Annotated in this window: 15 protein-coding genes; 7 read left to right on the top strand and 8 right to left on the bottom strand. The window is 74.2% G+C overall.

The genetic code is table 11. The features are described 5' to 3' along the window. Window positions 1-57: 57 nt before the first annotated feature. From ACWDVG_RS17700 to ACWDVG_RS17690, 3 genes are all read left to right on the top strand, one after another. Window positions 58-573, top strand: coding sequence for a DUF6098 family protein (locus tag ACWDVG_RS17700; protein ID WP_451700141.1), 516 nt, complete (start codon window positions 58-60; stop codon window positions 571-573). Window positions 574-700: 127 nt separating this feature from the next. Continuing rightward, window positions 701-2,419, top strand: coding sequence for a PP2C family protein-serine/threonine phosphatase (locus ACWDVG_RS17695; RefSeq protein ID WP_451700139.1), 1,719 nt, complete (start codon window positions 701-703; stop codon window positions 2,417-2,419). A 142-nt stretch (window positions 2,420-2,561) separates the two neighbouring features. Next, window positions 2,562-3,209 carry an FMN-binding negative transcriptional regulator gene (locus ACWDVG_RS17690; RefSeq protein ID WP_451700138.1) on the top strand — a complete coding sequence of 216 codons (648 nt, stop codon included), beginning with the start codon at window positions 2,562-2,564 and terminating at the stop codon, window positions 3,207-3,209. 94 nt (window positions 3,210-3,303) lie between these two features. On the opposite strand, the gene ACWDVG_RS17685 is transcribed toward ACWDVG_RS17690, so the two are convergent. The 5 genes from ACWDVG_RS17685 to ACWDVG_RS17665 are packed head-to-tail and all read right to left on the bottom strand — an operon-like array spanning window position 3,304 to window position 9,333. Further along, window positions 3,304-4,740, bottom strand: a complete 1,437-nt coding sequence (locus ACWDVG_RS17685) for a cellulose binding domain-containing protein (RefSeq protein ID WP_451700137.1) — start codon at window positions 4,738-4,740, stop codon at window positions 3,304-3,306. Then, entirely contained in the window at window positions 4,737-6,251 is a 1,515-nt protein-coding gene (locus ACWDVG_RS17680) for a beta-N-acetylhexosaminidase (protein ID WP_451700136.1), read from the bottom strand. The genes ACWDVG_RS17685 and ACWDVG_RS17680 overlap by 4 nt, the downstream gene beginning before the upstream one ends. 9 nt (window positions 6,252-6,260) lie before the next feature. Beyond that, window positions 6,261-7,097, bottom strand: a complete 837-nt coding sequence (locus ACWDVG_RS17675; protein WP_451700135.1) for a carbohydrate ABC transporter permease — start codon at window positions 7,095-7,097, stop codon at window positions 6,261-6,263. Then, the gene (locus ACWDVG_RS17670) at window positions 7,094-7,993 is read right to left on the bottom strand and encodes a carbohydrate ABC transporter permease (protein WP_451700134.1); all 900 of its coding nucleotides are present in this window, start codon (window positions 7,991-7,993) and stop codon (window positions 7,094-7,096) included. Before ACWDVG_RS17670 ends, ACWDVG_RS17675 begins: the two co-directional genes overlap by 4 nt. Beyond that, complete coding sequence (locus tag ACWDVG_RS17665) at window positions 7,990-9,333, bottom strand: extracellular solute-binding protein (protein WP_451700133.1); 1,344 nt, start codon at window positions 9,331-9,333, stop codon at window positions 7,990-7,992. Before ACWDVG_RS17665 ends, ACWDVG_RS17670 begins: the two co-directional genes overlap by 4 nt. A 174-nt stretch (window positions 9,334-9,507) precedes the next feature. Between ACWDVG_RS17665 and ACWDVG_RS17660 the strand changes: the two genes are divergently transcribed. Beyond that, entirely contained in the window at window positions 9,508-10,275 is a 768-nt protein-coding gene (locus tag ACWDVG_RS17660; RefSeq protein WP_451700132.1) for a GntR family transcriptional regulator, read from the top strand. Next, a complete protein-coding gene (locus ACWDVG_RS17655; RefSeq protein ID WP_451700131.1) occupies window positions 10,265-11,071 on the top strand; it encodes a GntR family transcriptional regulator in 807 nt (268 codons plus the stop codon). Before ACWDVG_RS17660 ends, ACWDVG_RS17655 begins: the two co-directional genes overlap by 11 nt. A 102-nt stretch (window positions 11,072-11,173) precedes the next feature. Here the strand turns inward: ACWDVG_RS17655 and ACWDVG_RS17650 are convergent, their stop codons facing one another. The 3 genes from ACWDVG_RS17650 to ACWDVG_RS17640 form a co-directional block, all read right to left on the bottom strand. Further along, on the bottom strand, window positions 11,174-12,553 hold the full coding sequence (locus ACWDVG_RS17650) for an MFS transporter (RefSeq protein WP_451700130.1): 1,380 nt from the start codon (window positions 12,551-12,553) through the stop codon (window positions 11,174-11,176). A 161-nt stretch (window positions 12,554-12,714) separates the two neighbouring features. Further along, a complete protein-coding gene (locus ACWDVG_RS17645; RefSeq protein WP_451700129.1) occupies window positions 12,715-13,509 on the bottom strand; it encodes a 3-hydroxybutyrate dehydrogenase in 795 nt (264 codons plus the stop codon). A gap of 102 nt (window positions 13,510-13,611) precedes the next feature. Then, window positions 13,612-15,105 carry a 3-hydroxybutyrate oligomer hydrolase family protein gene (locus ACWDVG_RS17640; protein ID WP_451700128.1) on the bottom strand — a complete coding sequence of 498 codons (1,494 nt, stop codon included), beginning with the start codon at window positions 15,103-15,105 and terminating at the stop codon, window positions 13,612-13,614. A 431-nt stretch (window positions 15,106-15,536) separates the two neighbouring features. Between ACWDVG_RS17640 and ACWDVG_RS17635 the strand changes: the two genes are divergently transcribed. Beyond that, window positions 15,537-17,042, top strand: coding sequence for an extracellular catalytic domain type 1 short-chain-length polyhydroxyalkanoate depolymerase (locus ACWDVG_RS17635; protein WP_451700127.1), 1,506 nt, complete (start codon window positions 15,537-15,539; stop codon window positions 17,040-17,042). Window positions 17,043-17,212: 170 nt separating this feature from the next. Further along, window positions 17,213-18,133, top strand: a complete 921-nt coding sequence (locus ACWDVG_RS17630; RefSeq protein ID WP_451700126.1) for an SDR family NAD(P)-dependent oxidoreductase — start codon at window positions 17,213-17,215, stop codon at window positions 18,131-18,133. Window positions 18,134-18,164 lie beyond the last annotated feature (31 nt).

Here is an 18,164-nt window from a genome sequence, read left to right as displayed (position 1 = left end):
CGGCGACGCGGACGCGCGTCCGTGACTACGCCGGTCGGCGTCGGGTAGGCGCCGGGCGTGAACGCGCAGGAGAACAGCCGCCTCGCGACCATCGACACCCTGGACGAGCTCGCCTCGCTGCTGGCCGGGCGGTCCGGCCTCTTCGTACGGTGGTCGCTGGGCCCCGACAGCGATCTGCCCGCTCCCGGCAGCCGGGACGACCTGACGGGCGTCCGGCTGCCCGGTCTGTCGGCGAACCCGCTCGACCCCGAACCGTGGTGGGGCGACCGGTCCCTGCGGACCTGGGCGGCGCGGCGCCTCTACGACTACTCCCACCTTCCCGGCGTCAAGGACAGACGTACGCGGCCGTGGGTGCTGCGGGCACGGGAGTGCGGGCGCGGCCCGGACAACGAGCCCCTGGTCACGGACGTGGAACCCGTCGGCTGGATCGGGCGGCGCGTCATCGAGGAGGCGACGGAGGAGATCGCCCGGCACAACGGGCGCTGGGGGACCCTCAACCGCGACCGGGAGCCGGGCGGGGAGCGGGACCCCCGGCGGTCCGGGCGCGGGCCGCCACCGCGACGGCGCGCATGAACGCGCGCCGCGTGGGCAGCGGCAGCCATGGCCGCCGTACGACGTCCCCGGCGCCCGGCGTCCCGGCACCTCCCGGGCCGAGCCGCCCGACACCACCAGCCAGGTCCACGTCCTGGGGAGGCGACCCATGGGTTTTCCGCTGCCGGACAGCGTCGACGCGCTGAAGGACATGATCGGACGGGAGATCTCCTCGCTCCGCGCCTCGGTGCGCAGGACCGCCACGGGCCCCGCCCCCGCCGCGGTCGGCCCGGACATCACCTCGCCGGTGCGCTCGATCGCCTCGGAGGCGCCGGCCGCCCGGGACGGCGCGAGCCCCTGTGCGTGCGGCACGCACGACCCCGGCGCCCCGGGTCTGTGCGGGGCGCTCACGGCCATCCCCGTCTCCGCCGCCCTCCTGGAGCCGGTGAGGGACGACGAGACCGGGGCCGTACGGGACTTCCGGCTGGTCGCCGGCAACCGCGTCCAGTCCGCCGACTGGCTGGAGAGCCCGGACCAGCAGGTCGGGCAGCGGCTCCTCGAAGCGCGGCCCGGAGCGGCGCAGAGCGGGCTCCTCGGCTCGCTCGTCGACCTGGTGGAGAACGGCACCGCCCTGCGGGGGCGCGTCGTCGACTACACCGAGCAGCGCCTCGGCCGGCTCCACCGCGCGTCGCTGCTGTACTCGGCGGCGCCCTGCGGTGAGCAGGTGCTGCTGACGTGGCGGCCGGTGCGGAGCCGGACGGAGCTGCTGACGATCGACGCCCAGTACCTGGCGTCGCTCGGCTGGGGCAACTGGGACCTGCTCTCCGGGAAGGTGACCTGGTCGGAGGGGCTGAGCCGGATATTCCACGCGGACGTGGGGATGCCGTGGTCGCTGGACCAGCTGTGCGACGCGCTGCTGCCGGACGATCTGACGGCGTTCTCGGAGTTCCTGACCTCGGTGCTCGCGGGTGAGGAACCGGCGTGGACGCGGATCCGGTTCCTCGTCGTCGGGGAGATCCGTACGCTCGACCTGCTCGGCCGCCCCGTCGCGGGGACGGACGGCCGCCCGTGGGCCGTGAACCTCGTCGCCCGTGACCTCACCCCGCAGATCCGCAGCCGGCGGCGCCTGGCCGAGACGGAGCGCGAGTCGGACCGGCTGCGGCGGCGGACGGAGGCGGAGCGGCGGGTGGCGGACGCCCTGCGGGAGGCGCTGCTGCCGACGCACTCGGAGGCGCTGGCCGCCGTGGGCCTGACGGTCGCCGCCTCGTACCGGCCGGCCGAGCCGGACGCGGCCGTCGGCGGTGACTGGTACAAGTGCCGGCTGCTGCCGGACGGCCGGGTGCTCGTGGCGATGGGCGACGCCTCGGGACACGGCCTGGAAGCCGTCGCGCGCATGGCCCAGCAGCGGCACGCGCTGGCGGGCCTCGCGCAGACGGGGGCGTCCGCCGGGGAGATCACGACCTGGCTCAACGAGCTGGTGTGCAGTGACCCGGACGGCCAGACGGCCACCGTCGTGACCGGGCACATCGACGACGACCATGTCCTGCACTGGGCGGACGCGGGCCACCCGGCGCCGCTGCTGCTCCGCGACGGCCGCTGCGAGCCCCTGGTCACCGGGCACCGCGGGCCGCTGCTCGGCGCCCTGCCCGGGTACGCGTACGAGACGTCGGCGACCCCGTTGCGCCGGGGCGACCTGCTCCTGCTCTACACCGACGGCATGGTGGAGCGGCGGGGCGAGGACGTGACGAAGGGCATCGAGCGCCTCGCCGACGCACTGACCCGCGCCCCGGACGTCACCCCCGGCCCCCTGATCGAGTTCCTGCTCGCCGACCCCGAGCAGACGGGCCACGAGGACGACGCCTGCATGCTCGCGATCCGCATCGACTGACCCACGCCGCCGTCGCCCGCCCCGGTCCCCCGTCCACAGCGACGTGGGGGAGCCGGGGGCCACGACGCGGCGCGGTCGGTTCCCTGTACGGTGCAGTGGTTTCCGTTGGAAGGGGACGGGACGCGACCGCGAGGAGACCCGCATGTTCATCCAGCCCTGGGACGCCGGCCTGGACGAAGCCGAGTGGCAGACCTGGATCGCCGAGGGGCACGACTTCGGCCTCCTCAGCGTCAACGGGCTGCCCGGCGAGGCGCCGGCCGCCGTCCCCACCCACTTCACCGCCGCCCCCGGGCACCTCCTGGTCCACCTCGCCCGGCCGAACCCCGTGTGGAAGGCGATCGAGCACGACCAGCACGTGCTCTTCACCGTCTTCGGGGACTACGCCTTCGTCCCCGGTCCCTGGCGCGCCAAGGCCGGTACGCCGCCCGCGGACGGCGTGCCCACCAGTTACTACACCGCCGTCCAGTTCACCTGCCGGGCCGTGATCGTCGACGACCCCGAGGGGAAGGCCGAGCTGCTGCGGCGCCAGCTCGCGCACTTCCAGCCGGACGGCGACCACGCGCCCGTCGCGGTCGGGCAGCCGCCGTACGGCCGCATGCTGTCCGGCATCCGCGGGCTTCGCCTCGACGTCACCGACGTACGGGCGAAGTTCAAGTACGACGACCACAAGCCCGTGGAGCACCGGGCGTCCGTCGCGGACCGGCTCGCCTCGCGCGGCGAGGGGCTCGACGCGTCGACGGCGCGGCAGCAGCTGCGGCGCCTGGACCGCATGGGCCCCTGGAACTCCTGACGCCCACGACGGGGACGCGCCGCCTCCGGAGTCATGGCGACGTCCGGAGGCGGCGCGCTGTACGGCAAGGGCCCTCACGGGCGGGCCGTCGCCGTCAGGAGGCGGACGGCACCGTGTCCTCGAAGGCCGTGCCCGCCGCGCGGTAGGCGCCGACCTTGGCGGCGACCTGGGCGGGGGTCAGGACCTGGTCCTTGACGTGCAGGACGTAGTCGACCTTCTGGTCGTAGGCGCGCGGGGTCGTCGAGGTCTGGCCGGCGAGGTCGATCAGCCACTGGTTGAAGTTGATCGACATCGGGCGTTCGGGGAGGTAGCGGGCGTCGTGGCGCCCGAACTCCTGGCCGTCGACGTAGTACACGATCGAGGTGTTGTCGATGGTCAGCACGAGGTCGTGCCAGCCGGCGTAGCTCGTCCGGACCTCGGAGTGCTGGTTGACGGCCTCCCAGGGGTCGGGCCGGTAGGTCTCCCACGAGGTGGTGTAGAGGATGTTGGCGGGCTCGCCCCAGCCGCCGTTGGGCAGGTACTCGAAGTCGTACTCGGCGTAGTCGTCGGCCATCGGCGCCTTGAGGTCGTTGATGGTGAAGAAGGTCTGGACGATCCGGTCCCCGTCGGGGCCGGAGAGCGGCGCGTCGGAGAAGCGGACGCGGGCCGCGTAGGTGCCGTTCTTGAACTTGACGGCCCGGGTGAGGATCTCGGTGTGGCGCGTGGACTCGCCGGTCCCGGCGGTCGAGGTCCGCAGGTTCATGATCGAGTTGGTGCCCTCCTTGGCGAAGGTGACGTTCTCCGGCGCCCAGGTGGCGCCGGGCACGCCGGGGCCGCCGGAGTTGGAGCGCACGCTCCACCCGTGGGCGCCGATCGCCGGGTCCGTGTGGCCGGTGTAGTCGAAGTCGTCGAAGAGCGCGGCGCCGGTCGGCGGAGGCGTCGTGGGGGGCGTGGTCGGGTCGGTGGGCGTCGGGGTGGGCTCGTTGCCGGCCGGGGCGGTGCCCCAGACCTGGACGCCGCCGACGGTGGCGGTGACCTTGGACCAGTTGGCGTACGTGGTCTGGGCCGGGCCGAAGGAGTAGTCGTCGTTCTGGTTCAGCGGCTGCCAGTTGGAGCGGTGGAAGCGGAGCTGCATGTCGCCGGTGTCCGCGCCGGGCGCGAGCGAACCGGCACCGGCGGTGAAGCCGACCTCCAGGTAGCGGTCGGCGGTCGCGGTGGGGTGGGCGAGGGTGCCGAAGGTGCCGGTGAGATGGGCGCAGCCCTTCACGGCCCAGGAGCAGGCGTAGGTGTACGAGGCGCCCGCCTCGGCCTTGAAGTAGTAGCGGACCTTGACCTGGCTCAACGGCACGCTGGAGGTACCGGTGTTGACGACCTTGAGCCAGGGCTCGACCTGGTCGCCGCCGGTGGCGCTCTGCCGGTACTGCACGGTGACGGCCTCGCCGGCCGCGGCCGCGGGCAGGGCGGTGAGGGCGGTGGCGCCGAGCCCGGTGACCGCGGCGACGGCGAGCGCGGCCCGCACGCGGAGGCTGCCGGTCCTGTTCCTGTCGCTCATGGGGATTCCTTTCCTCGGGTGGGGAGGGACGGGGACGGGGTGGAGAGGCGGCGCGGCACCCCGAGGGCGTCGAGCCGGGTCCTGTGGTGGCGGAGGCGTTGAAGGAAGCCGGGCCAGTCGTGGCGGCCGGTCCAGACGGCCTCCGCGAGGGCGCAGAGCCGGGGGAAGGTGAGGTACTCGGCGTGCGCGGCGGTGGGGACGTACTCGGTCCACAGCTGGGCCTGCGAGCCGAGCACCCGGGCGGTCTCCTCGGGGCTCCAGTGGGCGGGCGCCGGGTCGTTGCCGTGGACGGTCCGCAGGTCGACGATCCCGCCGGCCTGGCCGGGCGGTTCGGCCGGGTCCTCGGACTGGGGGTAGTCGAGGTAGGTGGAGCGGTGCGGGGTCATGACGACCTGGTGGCCGCGGCGGACGGCGGTGCGGCCGTGGTCGGCGTCGCGCCAGGGCATGACGGTGAAGTACGGGGGGAGGTCGGCGCCGTTCTCGGTCCAGCCGAGCGGTTGGCGCCCGGCGGCGAGGAGGTGGTCGCCGATCCGCTCCGTGAACCAGCGGTGCAGGCTCCCGGGGCCGTCGAGGCCCTCGTCGGCGATCCGGCGGAGCGCGGTCGGCGCGGTGTGCCATTCGGTGGTGGGGCACTCGTCGCCGCCGACGTGGACGTACGGGGAGGGGAAGACGTCCATGACCTCGTCGAGGACGTCGCGGCAGAAGGCGAGGGCCGTGTCGTGGACGCCGAGGACGGTGTCGCAGACGCCCCAGCGGTCCCAGACGTCATGGGTGCGGCCCGGGTGGTTGCCGAGTTCGGGGTAGGCGGCGAGGGCGGCGCGGACGTGGCCGGGCATCTCGATCTCGGGCACGACGGTGACGCCGCGCTCCGCCGCGTACGCGACGAGGCCGGTCAGTTCGGCGCGGGTGTAGGCGCCGCCGCGGGGTGCGCCGCCGATCTCGGTGAGGCGGGGGCGGGCGGCGACCGGCATGCGCCAGCCCTGGTCGTCGGTGAGGTGGAGGTGGAGGACGTTGAGCTTGTGGAGGGCGAGGAGGTCGACGTACCGCCGCAGGTAGGAGGCGGGGCGGAAGTGGCGGGCGACGTCGAGCATGGAGCCGCGCCAGGGGAAGCGGGGGACGTCGGTGACCTGGACGCAGGGCACGGACCAGTCGACTCCGGTGACGGGCGCGTCGCCGAGGGCGTCGACGGGCAGCAGCTGGCGGAGCGTCTGGACCCCGGCGAGGAGGCCCTGCGGCCGGGCGGCCCGCAGCAGCACGCCTTCGGGGCCGACGGTGAGGCCGTACCCCTCCGCGCCGAGGCCGGTGAGGGCGGGGTCGACGGCCAGCACGACGGAGCCGTCCGGGGCCGCGTGCAGCGGCAGTCCGGTGGCGGGGCGGAGCAGGGTGCGCAGCAGCCGGGCCGCGTCCTCCGCGCCGGGCGCGACCTTGAGGGTGGTGGCGGGGCCGAAGGTGAAGGTGCCGGGCAGCGGGGAGAGGTGGGTGGGCTGGGGGACGAGTCGGGGCAGGGGCATCGCGGGGCGTCATCCCTTCACGGCTCCGCCGGTCATGCCGGCGGCGACCCGGCCCTGCAGGACCAGGAAGAGGACGAGGACGGGCAGGGCGAAGAGCGTGGAGGCGGCCATGGTGGCGCCCCAGTCGGTGCCGAAGACGTTGGAGAAGGAGGAGAGCCAGACGGGCAGGGTGCGGTCGTCCTGGTTCTTGATGATGAGCATGTTGGCGAAGGCGAACTCGTTCCAGGCGGTGATGAAGCCGAAGAGCGAGGTCGCGAGCAGTCCGGGGGCGAGCAGCGGGAGGGTCACGCGGCGGAAGGCGGCGGCCCGGGTGCAGCCGTCGACCTGCGCGGCCTCTTCGAGTTCGGCGGGCACGGCGGCCAGGAAGGAGCGGAGGGTGACGATGGTGAACGGCAGGGTGATCATGAAGTAGACGAGGCTGAGGGTGGCGAGCCTGTCGAGCAGGTCGGCGTCCCGGGCGATGACGTACATCGGGATCAACAGCGCTTCCCAGGGCGCCACTTGGGCGATGAAGACCATGAGGACGAAGGCGCGCCGGCCGCGCCAGCGCAGGCGGGCGACGGCGAAGGCGGCGGCGAGGGCCACGACGAGGGCGAGCAGGACGCAGCCGGCGGTGACGAGCAGGCTGTTGCCCCAGAAGGTCCAGAACCCGTCGGCGGCGACGGCGCGTCGGAAGTGGTCGAGGGTGACGGAGACGGGCAGGAAGCGCGGGGTCTCGGACTGGATGTCGCGGGTGGGCCGGAAGGCGGTGAGGACCATCCAGTACACCGGGAAGACGGCCAGGAGGAAGACGAGCGCCGCCGCGGTGTTCAGGGGGAGTCGGCGCAGGGCGCGGCGCGGGGTCACCGGTCGGCCTCCGGTCGGAGCAGTTGGCGGAAGTAGGCGATGAGTACGGCCACGAGGAGCAGGACGGTGAGGGTGGAGACGGCCGCTCCGAGGTCGTAGCGGTGCAGGGACTGGGCGACGCGGTAGGCGTAGACGGGCAGGGTGGTGGTGGCCTCGCCGGGGCCGCCCTTGGTGACGGCCCAGATCTGGGCGAAGCAGCGGAAGACCCAGATGACTTCGAGGCAGAGGACGAGGCCGAAGACGGGCCGCAGGAGCGGCAGGGTGACCGAGCGGAAGATCCGCCAGGCGCCGGCTCCGTCGAGGCGGGCCGACTCGTACAGCTCGGCGGGGACGGTCAGCAGCGCCGAGTGGAGCGTGATGGCGGCGAACGGCACGGACTGCCAGACGACGAGCAGGACGAGGACGGTGAACGCGGCGGGTCCGTCGGCCAGCCACGAGTAGCCCTCGAAGGACGCGAAACCGAGGCGGACGAGCACCCAGTTGACCACGCCGAGACGGGAGGCGAAGAGCCACTGGAAGACGGTGGTGGTGGCGATGACGGGGCTGGCCCAGGCGAGGACGAGCCCGCTCGTCACCAGGACGCGCGCGGCGCGGCCGAGCCGCTGGAGCATCAGGGCGACCAGGGTGCCGATGACCATGATCAGGACGACGTTGACCAGGGTCCACCAGAAGGTGCGCCGTACGACCTCCCAGAACTCCGGGTCGGTCAGGACGGTCCGGTAGTTGCGGAGCCCCACGAACCCGGCGCCGCCGCGGATGAGTTCCCCCATGCCGTACTGCTGGAGGGAGATCAGCAGGTTGCGGACGAGCGGGTAGCCGAGGAGGAGGACTCCGCCGAGGACGGTCGGGGCGACGAGGAGGTAGGGCCACAGGGCGGCCCGGTCGGGACGTCTCACGAGCCGAGGGTCCTGGTGATGCTCTCGGAGGCGGTCGCGGCCGCCCGTGCGGGGTCGGTGCCGGTGAGGACGGCGGTCATGTACTGCTTGACGGGGTTGGTGGCCTCGACGGCCGCCCACTGCGGGGAGTTCGGGGTCGCCCGGCCCTGGGCGGCGCCGGCGGCCATGGCGGCGGTTCCGGCGTCGCCCTGGATGACGTGGGCGAGGGAGGTGCGGTTGGGGACGTAGCTCATCGTCCTGGCCATGTCCGTCTGCCACTTCTCGCCGGCGAGCGCCTTCACGACCTCGTAGGCGGCGTCGGGGCGGGTGGAGGCCTCGGGGACGATGAGGTCCGAGCCGCCGGTGAAGACGGCGCCGGGCTTCCGCGGGGACTTTCCGGGGACGGGGAAGAAGCCGAGCTTGCCCTTGAGCGCGGGGTTGAGCTCCTCGACGATCTTCGCGCCGCCGGGGACGGCGATGATCTGGGCGACGTCGCCCTTGGCGAAGACCTCGGCCTGCGGGGGCTTGGCCTCGTCGGAGTCCTTGGGGCCCTTGCCGAGGGCCTGGAGCCGCCGGTAGAAGTCCATGCCTGCGAGGGCCTGCGGGGTGTCGAGCGCCCCCTTCCAGCGGTCGCCCTCGCGGACGGCGAGGTCACCGCCCTCCTCCCAGACGAAGCCGGCGAGGGCGTACCAGTTCTGGCCGGGGAGGTAGATGCCCTGGGTTGCGCCCCGGTTGAGCTTCGCGGTGACGGAGAGCCACTCGTCCCGGGTCTTCGGCGGCGCGGTGACGCCCGCCCGGGCGAAGAGGTCCTTGTGGTAGATGACGACGCGGTTGGCGGCGTACCAGGGGATGCCGTACTGCCTGCCGTCGACCCTGCCGGGCTCGGCGAGGCCGGGGAGCCAGTCGGCGCCGCCCAGTTCGGCCACCTTGTCGCTGAGGTCGCGGACGCCGCCGCTGGCCGCGTACTGGGCGACCTGGGTGTTGCCGACCTCGATGACGTCCGGGGCGTCCTTGCTGGCGAGGGCGGCCGTGACCTTCTCGCCGATGCCGTCCCACTCCTGGATCTGGATGTCGAGGTCGAGGTCCGGGTGGTCCGCCTCGAAGCCGGTGCGGAAGCGGGTGAGGAAGGCGTCGGTGACGCTGTCCTTCATGATCCAGACGGTGACCTTGCGCGGTCCGTCGGAGGTGGCGGGGTCGCCGGGTCCGCCGCAGGCGGCCGTGGCGGCGAGGGCGAGCACCGCCGCGAGGGCGACGCCCCCGGCGCGGCTTCCGGCGAGGGGGCGGCTTCCGGCGAGGGGGCGGGGACGGGCGAGGGGGCGGGGTGTGGGCTCCGGAAGTCTCGCCGGGGTCACGGGCTTCATGCGCACCTCGATGGATGGTTGACCAATTGGTCAGGTGGTCAGGTGTGTGACCAGAAGGTGGCATGGACCAATGGAGCCGTCAATCCCCTGGAATGCATGGGATGTTCACAGGACGTCCGGCGAACTCCTGGGGTTACCATCGGACTTACCAGTTGACCAGTCAGGGAGAGTGGCATGACGGACGGCTCCTCCACCGGAGTGCTGAAGCGGGAGCGGGTACGCGAGCACCTGCTCGGCCTGATCGAGGCGGGCGGCCCCGGCGACCCCGTCCCCTCGGAGCGGACGCTCTGCGCCGCCCTCGGCGTCTCCCGCCCCACCCTGCGCGCCGCCGTGGACGAACTGGTCGCCACCGGCCTGCTCGTACGGGAACACGGCCGCGGCATGTTCGTCGCACCCGCCAAGATCACCCAGCGCCTCGCCCCCGACGAGGCACCCTTCACCGTCCCGCGCGCCGCGGGCAGCTGGTCGAGCACCGTCCTGGAGTCGGCCACCGTCCGGGCCGGCGCGCGCATCGGCCGACGGCTTCGCCTCTCCCCCGCCGCCCCGCTGCTCTACGTCGCCCGTCTGCGCCTCGTCGACGGCGCGCCCATGGCCATCGAGCACCTGCACATCCCCGCGGACCTCGTCGGCGCGGCGCTCACCCCGGAGGAGCTGGAGGCGGGCGACCTCTACGACCATCTGCGGGAGCACCACGGAGTCCGGGTCCGGGAGGCGACCCAGTCCATCGAGCCCACGGTCGTCAGCGAGGACGAGGCCGCGCTCCTCGACGTGCCCGTCCTCTCGCCCGCGCTGCTGATCGAGCGCCTCACCCTCGACACCACGGGCCGCCCCGTCGAGTACGTGCACTCCGTCTACCGGGGCGACCGCTACCGCATCGTCTCCCGGCTCGACTTCACCCACGACGGCCTCGTGACCTCCTCGACCGAGGGAGATGCATACTGACCGGCAGCGGACGGCGCACCGGGGAGGAAGCAGCGTGGAGCTCAAGCGCGAACGGGTACGGGAGCACCTGCTGTCCGTGATCGACGGCCGCCGTCCGGGCGACGCCATCCCCTCGGAGCGGACGCTCTGCGCCGCCCTCGGCGTCTCCCGCCCCACCCTGCGCGCCGCCGTGGACGAACTGGTCGCCACCGGCCTGCTCGTACGGGAACACGGCCGCGGCATGTTCGTCGCACCCGCCAAGATCACCCAGCGCCTCGCCCCCGACGAGGCACCCTTCACCGTCCCGCGCGCCGCGGGCAGGTGGACGAGCACGGTGCTCGACCTCGGCCCGGTCCGGGCGGGCGCCCGCATCGGCCGCAGGCTGCGGCTCTCCCCCGCGGCGGAGCTCGTACGGGTCACCCGCCTCCGGCGGGTCGACGGCGCCCCGGTCGCCCTGGAGCACCTTCACGTGCCCGCCGAGCTGGTCCCGGGGCTGACCGCGGCCGACATGGAGGGCGGTTTCTACGCCCATCTGCGCGAGAAGCGGGGCATCCGGCCGGCGCGGGCGGTGCAGTCCATCGAACCGACCGTGCTGAGCGAGGAGGAGGCCGCGCTCCTCGACGTGCCGGTCCTCTCCCCCGCCCTGCTCTTCGACCGGACGACCACCGACGGCGACGGCCGTCCCGTCGAGTACGTCCGCTCCCTCTACCGGGGCGACCGCTACCGCATCGTCTCGCGGCTGACCCTGGGCGACGGCCCGTCCGGCGAGCCCGGGGAGCCCGCGGCGGACGGGGCCTGGTGGGGCGCCGTGGACTGAGCCGGGCCATGGGCGAGGACGGGGCCGAGGACGCGTACGACGTAGGAGGCGACGTCGGCGCGGTCGCCGCGAGGGGACCGGCGCCGGCCCGGGCGGGTCGGGCTAGCCGCGGTCGCCCGCGGTGACGGCGGGGGCGGGGGCGGTGGCCCGCGGCTCCTCCTGCACGGCGGAGTCGGTGAGGTCGCGGCCGCGGGTCTCGCGGGTGACCACCACGGTGATGGTGGTGACGACGGCGGCCAGACAGAGGTAGACGCTGACGGGGGTGGAGGAGTCGTACTCCTTGAGGAGTTCGACGGCGATGATCGGGGCGAGGGCTCCGGCGACGATGGAGGCGAGCTGGGAGCCCATCGAGGCACCGGAGTAGCGGACCCGGGTGTCGAACATCTCGGAGATGAACGCGGCCTGCGGCCCGTACATCGCGCCGTGCAGGAGCAGCCCCGCCGTGACGGCCAGGGTGATCACGGGGAACGAGGTCGAGTCGACGAGGCCGAAGAAGACGAACGCCCAGACCGCCATGCCCGCGGAGCCGATCAGGGTGACGGGCCGGCGTCCGACCCGGTCGGAGAGGGCGCCCCACAGCGGGATGGTGACGAAGTGGACGGCGGAGCCGATGAGGACGGCGTTGAGGGCGGTGCTCTTCGGCAGCTCCAGGTGGACGGTGACGTACACGAGGAGGAACGAGGTCAGGATGTAGTACGAGATGTTCTCGCCGAAGCGGGTGCCGATGGCCGACAGGACCTCGCGCCAGCTGCGCCGGAACACCTCGACGACCGGGGCCTTCTCCTTCACGCCCCGCGCGGCCTCCGCCTCAGCCCTCGCCTGGGCGGCGAGGAACACCGGGGACTCGGACACGGAGACGCGGATCCACAGGCCGATCACGACGAGGACGCCGGAGAGCAGGAACGGGACGCGCCAGCCCCAGGACTGGAACGCCTCCTCCGACTGGAAGGCGGCGAGCAGCGCGAGGACACCGGTGGCGAGGAGGTTGCCGCCGGGGGCGCCCGCCTGCGGCCAGGAGGCCCAGAAGCCGCGGTGCTTCTCGCCGCCGTGCTCGGAGACGATGAGCACGGCACCGCCCCACTCGCCGCCGAGCGCGAAGCCCTGGACGAGGCGCAGCAGGGTCAGCAGGACCGGCGCCCAGACGCCGATGGCGTCGTACGTGGGCAGCAGGCCCATCGCGAAGGTCGCGCCGCCCATCATCAGGAGGCTGAGCACGAGCAGCTTCTTGCGGCCGATCTTGTCGCCGTAGTGGCCGAAGACGATGCCGCCGAGGGGGCGGGCGGCGAACCCGATGGCGTACGTGATGAAGGCGATCAGCGTGCCCACCAGCGGGTCGGCGCTGGGGAAGAACAGCGTGTTGAACACGAGGGCGGCGGCCGAGCCGTACAGGAAGAAGTCGTACCACTCGATGGTCGTGCCGATGAGGCTGGCGGCGACGATGCGGCCGATGCCGCCTCTCGGCGTGGTGGTGGCGTCAGACATGGGTTCACCGGGTTTCACGAACGGAACGGGACGGATGGTACGGGAGGGGGGACAGGGGTTCGGGGGCCGTACGGGGACGGGGGGCGGGCGCGGGACGGTGCCGGCTCCGGCGTGGGCCGCCGGGTCCGGTCCGGGTCCGGTCCGGGTCCGGTCCGGGTCCGTCAGCCGGCGGTCCAGCCGCCGTCGAGCGGCAGGGAGGCGCCGGTCAGGTAGCCGGAGTGGGGGCCGCACAGCCACAGGACGGCGGCGGCGACCTCCTCGGCCTCCAGGAGCCGCTTGACGGGCGAGCGGGCCAGCATGACGTGGGCGAGGACGTCGCCCTCGCTGATGCCGTGGGCGGCGGCCTGGTCGCGGACCTGGCCCTCGACGAGCGGGGTCCTGACGTAGCCGGGGTTGACGCAGTTGCTGGTCACGCCGTGCGGGGCGCCTTCGATCGCGGCGACCTTGCTCAGCCCCTCCAGGGCGTGCTTGGCGGCGACGTAGGCCGACTTGTAGGCGCTGGCCCGCAGCCCGTGGACGCTGGAGACGTTGACGACGCGGCCCCAGCCCCGGGCGTACATGTGCGGCAGGACCCGGCGCATCAGCAGGAACGGCGCGGTGACCATCACCTTCTGGATCAGCTCGAAGCGCTCGGTGGGGAACTCGGTGAGCGGGGCGACGTGCTGCAGGCCGGCGTTGTTGACGAGGACGTCGACCTCGGCCGGGAGGCCGTCGATCGCCGCCCCGTCCGCGAGGTCGACCTGGTGGGCCTCGCCGCCGGCGGCCTCCGCGACGGCCTTGGCCGCCTCGCCGTCCCGGTCGACGACGTGGACGAGGGCTCCCGCCCGGGCCAGGGCGAGCACACAGGCCCGGCCGATGCCGCTTCCGCCGCCCGTCACGAGGACGGTGCGTCCGCTCAGGTCGACCGCGGCGGCGGGCGACGGCGGGGCGGCCGGGGTGGGAAATGTGTTCGTCATGGCCGGAAACAGTAGGGAGCGCGGAGGTCCGCTCCCATGGCGGTGGCCACCATAAAGACCTCTTGGGGAGTGGTGGCCCACACCATGGGTGCAGGGATGCGGTCAGGAGCGGGACGAGGGCCGGCCGGCGTCCGGTCCGTCCAGGGCGCAGCCGGTCACCAGGGCCGCGGGGTCGGCCCCCGCGGGCAGGGCGACGGTCCGCGAGGCGGGCGGCCGGTGGGACCCGGCGAGCCACCCTTCGAGGGCGGTGAACGCCGAGCGGTGGCAGGGCGTCAGCGGCCGCAGCCGGTCGGGGAAGGCGTCGAACAGCGCGTCGGCGTGGGTGCCGCCCTCGACGCGGTAGTAGCGGTGCAGGGCGCCGCGGCCCGCCTCGCGCACCATGCGGGCGTACACGTCGGAGTCACGGCCGATGGGCAGCAGGGCGTCGAGGGTGCCGTGCAGGGTGATCAGGGGCTTGCCGATGCGGCCGGTGAGCGCGATCCGCTCGACGGCCCGGTGGACCTCCTCGGGCCGGGACGCGTAGTCGTAGTCGGCGTCGCAGCCGGGGGTGCCGGTGGCGCAGTAGGGCGTGCCCGCCTCGGTCGCCCCGTCGTAACCGGGGTCGAGTTCCTCGCGGTAGATGCGCTGCGTCAGGTCCCAGTAGACCTGGTGGTGGTACGGCCACAGGAACTCCGACCCGGCCGGGAACCCGGCGGCGTGCATCTCCTCCCGGGCCCGCGCCGCGCCCTCGCCGCCGGCAGCGTACACGGGGTAGGCGCGCAGGGCGCGCGGCAGGAAGTCCAGCAGGGTGGGGCCGTCGGCGCGCCAGAGGGTGCCTTCCCAGTCGACTCCGCCGTCGTAGAGCTCGGGGTGGTTCTCCAGCTGCCAGCGGACGAGGTAGCCGCCGTTGGAGATGCCGGTCACGAGGGTGCGGGTGGGCGGGCGGTGGTAGCGCTGGGCGATCGTGGCGCGGGCGGCCCTGGTGAGCTGGGTGAGCCGGTCGTTCCACTCGGCGACGGCGTCGCCGGGGGCCTCGCCGTCCCGGTGGAAGGCCAGGCCCGTGTTGCCCTTGTCGGTGGCGGCGTAGGCGTAGCCGCGGGCCAGCACCCAGTCGGCGACGGCCCGGTCGTTGGCGTACTGCTCGCGGTTGCCGGGGGTGCCCGCGACGACGAGGCCGCCGTTCCAGCGGTCGGGCATGCGGATGACGAACTGGGCGTCGTGGCGCCAGCCGTGGTTGGAGTTGGTGGTCGAGGTGTCGGGGAAGTAGCCGTCGAGCTGGATGCCGGGGACTCCGGTGGGGACGGGTAGGTCCCTCGGGGTGAGACCGGCCCAGTCGGCCGGGTCGGTGTGGCCGGAGGCGACCGTGCCCGCGGTGGTCAGTTCGTCGAGGCAGGCGGCCTGTTGGTGGGCGGCGCCCGGCACCCGCAGCTGGGTCAGCCGGGCGCAGTGGCCGCCCGCGCCGTCGGGGGTGCCGGGGGCGGCCGGGCTCGCGGCGGTGGCGGGCGCCGAGGTGAACACCAGGGCCGCCAGGGCGAGGGCGGTCGACGCCCTGCGCGGCCAGGCGCGGGGTGCGGGGCCGGGGGTCGGGCCGGGGGTCGGTCGTGGGGTGGGACGCATGGGTGTGCCTCCGGGTGTGGCGAACAAGGACGCGCGGGAGGCTATGGCGCCGCGTCGGCCGCGTGACATGGGTGCGGCACCCACCGTCGCGACTCCGGTGGTGGTTCGGCCCACCACCTGGTCTCCGCCGGTGCCCTGCGGTCGGAGGGCGTCCCGTCGGTGACCGGCCGTCATACCGAGTCGGGGGCGGGCCGGGCCATGGCCCGCCGTCACACAGGCCCTCCGGCAAGGCTGGCTGTCCCGCCCATGTCAGCGCGGTGGCAGGCGCCTTGATGATGCACGTCACACCGACGCACGTCCCGCCGACCCACGTCACACCGACCCACGCCCCACCTCCGCACGTCCCCACCGTGCGCCTCCCACCCGTGCCCGGACCCCGCCGCTTCCTCGGTCCCGGGTGCGTCCGTACGTCTCGACAGAAGGCACCCGTCATGACAGAGCCGCAACCGCCCGCTCCGTTCCGCCCCGCCCCGCGGGCCCGCCGCCCCTTCGCGGGTCTCCGCCGCTGGGTCACCGCCGCCGCGGGGGCGCTCGCCCTCACGGCCGGCCTGGTGGTCGCCGCGGGCCCGCAGGCGTCCGCCGCGGGCCTGACCCAGGTCACCTCGTTCGGTTCCAACCCCGGCAACCTCACCATGCACACGTACGCCCCCGACACCCTGGCCCCCGGCGCGCCGCTGGTCGTCGCCCTGCACGGCTGTACGCAGAGCGCGGGCGACTACTACGCGCACTCCGGATGGCCCAAGGTCGCCGACCGCTACGGCTTCGCCCTGGTCTTCCCGCAGACGAGCGGCGCCAACAACGCCAACTCCTGCTTCAACTGGTTCGAGTCGGCGGACAGCGGGCGCGGGCGCGGCGAGGCGCTGTCGATCAGGCAGATGGTCGACACCGCCGTCGCCCGCTACGGCAGCGACACCCGGCGCGTCTACATCACCGGCCTCTCCGCGGGCGGTGGCATGACCGCGAACATGCTCGGCGCCTATCCCGACGTCTTCGCCGGCGGCGCCGTCGCCTCCGGCCTGCCGGCGTTCTGCGCGACGAGCGTCTCGGCGGCCTACACCTGCATGTACAGCCCGCCGAACAGGACGCCCGCCCAGTGGGGCGACCTCGTGCGCGCCGCCGCGCCCGCCGGTACCACCTCCTGGCCGCGCGTGGCGATCTGGCAGGGCACCGCGGACACCACGGTCGTGCCCGCCAACGCCACCGAGCTGCGCGACCAGTGGACGAACGTCCTGGGCCTCGGCCAGTCGCCGTCGCGCACCGAGAGCCTCTCCGGCGGCACGACGCTGACCGCGTACGACGACGCCTCCGGACGGCCCGCCGTGGCGGTCTACTCGGTTGCCGGGATGGCGCACGGCCTCGCCGTCGACCCGGGCAGCGGGGCCGAGCAGTGCGGCACCGCCGGAACGTACTACCTCGACACCCTCTGCTCCAGCCTCCACACCGCCCGCTTCTGGGGCCTCGACGGCCAGGGCGGCGGCCCCGGCCCGGGCACCCTGCCCGCCCCCGCGGGACTCGCGGTCACCCGCACCACCGACACCAGCGTCTCCCTGAGCTGGCAGGCGGTCGCCGGCGCGGCCTCGTACCAGGTGTACCGCGGCGGTACGAAGGTGGGCACCGTCGCCTCGACGGCGCACACCGACACGGGTCTCGCCCCCGGCACGGCGTACGGCTACACGGTGGCGGCCGTGGACGCGGCGGGGGCGGTCGGCGCGGTCTCCTCCGCCGTGACCGCGACGACCACCGGCGCCACGCCCACCTGCCACACGGCGAGCAACTACGACCACACGGTCGCGGGCCGGGCCCACCAGAGCGGGGGCTACACCTACGCCGCGGGCTCCGGCCAGGCGATGGGGCTGTGGAACACGTTCACCGTGCGGACCCTGAAGCAGACGGCCCCCGGCTACTACGTCCTCGCGGACGCGGGCTGCGCGGTCTGATCCACCCCGCGGCTGATCCGCCCCGGAAGCCGGGGGGCGCCGGGGACCGGGGGGCCGGGGACCGGGGGGCCGGGGGGCCGGGGGGGTGCCTCGGCCCCCGAAGCCCGGCGGCCGCCGGATGCCCGGCCTCCCGGTGCATGAAGTGCGCGGATGGGGTGAGACGCCGGGGCATGAGCACACGCCGCACGGACCCGGTTCGGGGCAAGGTCGTCGTGGTCACCGGCGCGTCCAGCGGCATCGGGCGCGCCGTCGGGCTCGCGTTCGCCCGGCGCGGGGCCCGGGTCGTGCTCGCGGCGCGCAGCGCGGACGTGCTGTGCGCCGTGGCCCGCCGCTGCGCGGACGCCCATCCAGCCGCCGACGCGCTCGCCGTGCCCACCGACGTCACCGACGAGAGAGCTGTGGAGGCGCTGGCGGCCGCGGCGCTCGCGCGGAACGGCCGGATCGACGTCTGGGTGAACGTGGCGGGCGTCGGCATCCTCGGCGCCGCCGACCGGGCGCCCGCGGAGGACGTTCGCCGGCTGTTCGACGTGAACGTGATGGGCGTGGTCCACGGGGCCCGTGCCGCCCTGCCCGTGATGCGCCGCCAGGGAAGCGGCGTCCTCGTCGACGTCTCCTCCGTGCTGGGCGGCGTCGTCCGGGCGCCGTACATGTCGGCGTACGCGATGTCGAAGGCCGCGCTGGTCACGTTCGACGACGTGCTCCGGCAGGAGCTGGCCCTCGCCGGGGCCCGGGGCATCCACGTGTGCAGCGTCCTGCCCGGCGGGGTGGACACGCCGTTCTTCCTCCACGCCGCCAACCACACCGGTCGCCGGGTGCGGGCGCTGCCCCCTCTCGTCTCCCCCGAGCGGGTGGCGCGGGCCGTGGTCCGCGCGGCGCGGACGCACCCCCGCAGGGTGGTCGTCGGCGTCTCCGCGCACCTTCTCGCCCGGGCGTACCGCCTGGCGCCGGGCCCCGTCCGGGCGCTCCTCGCCCGCGCGACCGAGTACCACTTCCTCTCGCCGGCCGACGGAACCCCCGTCACCACCGGCATCCTCCACGCGCCGTCCGGCGCCGCCGCCGCGGCGCGCGCCAATGATCGCGGCGGCGGGTGAACGGAACATCCCCACGAGTCCCGAGGAGGCC

It is taken from the genome of Streptomyces sp. NPDC003327 (genome assembly GCF_053589515.1).
The sequence above is the reverse complement of the archived record's forward strand: the minus strand, read 5'-3'. Positions and strand labels throughout refer to the sequence as shown.